At 49.3% G+C, this 3,007-nt stretch carries 3 protein-coding genes; 2 read left to right on the plus strand and 1 reads right to left on the minus strand.

Annotation, left to right across the window (positions count from 1 at the left end):
- Positions 1-108: 108 nt before the first annotated feature.
- On the minus strand, positions 109-1,434 hold the full coding sequence (locus B2899_RS08165; protein ID WP_286884985.1) for a Na+/H+ antiporter family protein: 1,326 nt from the start codon (positions 1,432-1,434) through the stop codon (positions 109-111).
- Between the two features lie 336 nt (positions 1,435-1,770).
- Here B2899_RS08165 and B2899_RS08170 point away from each other — a divergent pair, with 336 nt between their 5' ends.
- Together B2899_RS08170 and B2899_RS08175 are read left to right on the plus strand one after the other, a co-directional pair.
- Positions 1,771-2,235, plus strand: a complete 465-nt coding sequence (locus B2899_RS08170; RefSeq protein WP_146811035.1) for an Lrp/AsnC family transcriptional regulator — start codon at positions 1,771-1,773, stop codon at positions 2,233-2,235.
- Between the two features lie 29 nt (positions 2,236-2,264).
- Entirely contained in the window at positions 2,265-2,891 is a 627-nt protein-coding gene (locus tag B2899_RS08175) for a LysE family translocator (RefSeq protein WP_286884988.1), read from the plus strand.
- Positions 2,892-3,007 lie beyond the last annotated feature (116 nt).

Genomic DNA, 3,007 nt, shown 5'->3' on the forward strand with positions numbered 1-3,007 from the left:
AAAATCCTCTCCTCATTCTTTCTTCTCTTTTCCTTCATACCCCATAAGTCAGCCACCCTTCCCATGATTTTCATGTCGGGGTTGCGGCTGCAACGCCATGGTTGTTTTCTATAATACCATGGCTGCAATCAATCCGAACACAAACAGCGGAATGTTATAATGCAAAAACGTAGGGACACATGTATCCCAGATATGATGGTGCTGACCGTCGGCGTTTAAGCCAGAGGTCGGCCCCAGCGTACTGTCTGAAGCAGGTGAGCCCGCATCACCGAGTGCCCCCGCCGTTCCGATAAGCGACGCGGTTGCCAGCAATGAAAAGCCTAACTCAGCACAAAGGGGCACATAAATGGCGGCAATAATCGGCACGGTACCGAACGACGACCCGATCCCCATCGTAATCAGTAGGCCGACCAGCAACATGAGTGCCGCCGCAAGCAATTGGCTACTTTTTAGCGCTTCCCCGCTTGCGGACACCAGTTCCTTCACCGCGCCGGTTTCCTGAAGCACCGAGGCATACCCGGAGGCAAGCAGCATAACGAACGCGATAAAACCCATCATCGCCACGCCACGCTGTACCACATCATCCCCTTCGTTCCACCGGACGACACGAAACACAAACATCAGCAGAATCCCGGTCAGCGTGCCGAGCACCAGTGATTCAGTCCACAGTTGCACACCGAGCGCGGACGCAATTGCCACCAGCGTCAGCAAATGCCTCCCGGTGAACGTGGTTGTTTCTGCTTCATTGATTGATGGCGCAAGTATATTTTCTTTATCAATATACGTTCTCTCTTTACGATACGTAAGGAAAAGGGCAATAAACAGGCCAACCACCATCCCGATTCCAGGGATCAGCATCGCTTTCGGGAATAACGATACGTCAATAGGCATGCCGCTTTTCTTCATCTCCTCGGCCACAATGCCGTGATAAATCAGCCCGAACCCGGCAGGAATCATAATGTAAGGCGCCTGCAGGCCAAACGTAAGCGCGCTTGCTACCGCACGCCGGTCGATCTTCAGCCGGTTAAACAGGTGTAAAAGCGGTGGAATTAAAATCGGAATGAATGCAATATGCACAGGAATGATATTCTGCGACCAACTCGCGACGAACGCGATCGTAACAAGCAAAACTCCCCTCTTGCCTCCCAGAACGCGTATCAGCTTTTTCACCAGGATGGACGTTATATCGGAACGGGCAATCATGACGGCAAACATCCCCAGCAGCACGTAGCTAAGAGCCGTTTCCATCTGCCCGCTCATTCCCTCAATCATCGTGGAGACCGTCTCAGTCAGCGACAGTCCCGCGAGCAGTCCGGCCGTCACCGCTGCGGCAATCAGCGCGAAAATCACGTTCGTCCGCAACAGGGAGAGGACCACAATGACAAACACAGACACAACAACTGCGTTAAACAACTCTATTTCCTCCTTTAGCATGATAGACAGATGAAGTTATACCACACTAAAGGATTTCTGACAACATAAATGCTTATGTTTTAATTTTTCCACAAATCTTTTTATTAAAAAGCAAGGAGCCAAGCGATCCGAAATGTATTGCAATAAATCCATCTTCTTCAAACTCATAAAAGTTCACGGGGCTGGGGGTGCCGCCGCACTTCTCTATGGGAGAAGTGTTTTTTTATTTTTTCACAAACTCTTCAAATTGTATTTTTTATAGAATAAACTATTTAAATTTTATTTTTTTAAATAAAAATGTATTGATTTTAAAAAAAATTCAATATACGATAAAAAAAACGGACAGGGAGGAATTGTATGGAAACGAGCGGCCACAATCTCGATGAGATCGACAAAGCCGTGATTCGCTTTCTGCAGAAAGACGGACGAAAATCCTATACAGAAATCGCGGAAGAACTGAGCGTGACGGTCGGGACGGTGCGCAACCGGGTGCAGCGGCTGATGGAGCATGGCATACTGAAAGTCGTCGGCGTCGTCGATCCTTTCAAAACCGGTATGTCAACCGTCGCTATGCTTGGACTAAAAGTGAAGATGAACAAACTGCAGGATATCATCGCTCAGCTCGTGCAAATTCCGGAGATACGGTTCGTTGCCGTCTCTACTGGCTCGTTCGATCTTTTTATTGAGATTATTACGTTCTCTACAGAAGACTTCTATCGAATCCTCACGCAGGAATTGAGCCGGATTGAGGGCATTGTGGAAACAGACTCTTCCATTCTGCTGAAAATCAATAAACAGTCGTACGACTGGGGTGTTACCTAATCTTTCATTTTGGAAAAGGGGCGGAAAACATGTTTGTCGAGGTTTTTCTCGTCGGGATTTTGGCGGGCATTTCTCCGGGACCCGACTTTTTTGTCGTCATGAAAAACAGCCTGAACTTCGGTGTGCGGGTGGGTGTGGCCACCGCTATCGGCATCGCGTGCGCCTTGATTGTCCATATCGCTTATACGGTGATGGGATTTGCTTTTCTCCTGCAGCAATCTGCCGGGCTGTTTTATGCGATTCAGCTGGCCGGAGCCTTGTACCTGCTCTGGCTCGGATTTGGAGCGCTGACCGCTGCCTCCGGCGGTGAGACTTTTACCGCCGGGACGCTGGCAGAAAAAAAACGAACGCTGCAGGGATTTCGGGATGGCTTTTTGTGCAACGTGTTAAACCCGAAGGCCGCGCTGTTTTTTCTCAGCGTGTTTTCGCAGTTTTTAACGCCGGATACCTCGTCTGCGGTGCGCTGGATTTACGGGATCGAAATCATCGTCGCTGTCGCCCTCTGGTTTGTCACGCTTTCCTTCCTGGTTTCTTCTGCTAGATTCAGAAAGTTTTACGAACGATACCGCGTCTGGTTTGATCGTCTGCTCGGCGCCGTGCTGCTGTATTTCGCGCTTCGCATCATTTTTACATTCGTGTTCGGGCGGCTACTATAGTCAAACAATTTTTTCTCTCCTTCTTTCCTCACGATTTTCACAGAAAACCACCATGGCGTCTCAGCCGCAATCCTGACATGAAGATCATGGGAAGGGCGGCTGACTTTTGCGGTACG

Origin of the sequence: Aneurinibacillus sp. UBA3580 (assembly GCF_002375825.1) — a bacterium.
GTDB lineage: Bacteria > Bacillota > Bacilli > Aneurinibacillales > Aneurinibacillaceae > Aneurinibacillus > Aneurinibacillus danicus.

Excerpts from the sequence above, each read along its gene's own strand:
- B2899_RS08165 (WP_286884985.1), bottom strand. The coding sequence starts at position 1,434 with ATGCTAAAGGAGGAAATAGAGTTGTTTAACGCAGTTGTTGTGTCTGTG.
- B2899_RS08170 (WP_146811035.1), top strand. The coding sequence starts at position 1,771 with ATGGAAACGAGCGGCCACAATCTCGATGAGATCGACAAAGCCGTGATT.
- B2899_RS08175 (WP_286884988.1), top strand. The coding sequence starts at position 2,265 with ATGTTTGTCGAGGTTTTTCTCGTCGGGATTTTGGCGGGCATTTCTCCG.